This is a genomic window from Leptotrichia sp. oral taxon 879 str. F0557, from assembly GCF_000469385.1.
GTDB lineage: Bacteria > Fusobacteriota > Fusobacteriia > Fusobacteriales > Leptotrichiaceae > Leptotrichia > Leptotrichia mesophila.
Genome location: NZ_KI271342.1, coordinates 12,763 through 13,079, shown reverse-complemented (window position 1 = coordinate 13,079; position 317 = coordinate 12,763). Strand labels below are relative to the sequence as shown.

Here is a 317-nt window from a genome sequence, read left to right as displayed (position 1 = left end):
AAATTTTCTGATAGTTTTCTTCTTTAAGTTTTTTATTCTTTCAACGTTATTTATCATTTTATTACCAGTATTATTATACCTTGATATTGTTCTTTACGCAAGGTTGTCGAACAGGTCTAATATACGAAAATATAATATAAATAATGAATTTGTAGAAGGAGAAAATAACAAGATAAAATCTTATGGGATAAAAAAATTCGACAATCTTAAAAACTTTATTATACTTAGAATTTCTTAAGGTTATCAAACTTTTTACGTCTCCCACACTTAAAAAAGAGCCTGAAAAAAATTATAGAAAAAGAATTTTAAATTTTATT

General features: G+C 22.7%; 1 protein-coding gene. It reads left to right on the top strand.

Going from position 1 to position 317, the window contains the following annotated elements; all coding sequences use genetic code 11:
• A partial coding sequence (locus HMPREF1552_RS12810) for a hypothetical protein (protein ID WP_231370762.1) occupies window positions 1-238 on the top strand: 238 nt, incomplete at its 5' end.
• Between the last annotated feature and the right edge of the window lie 79 nt (window positions 239-317).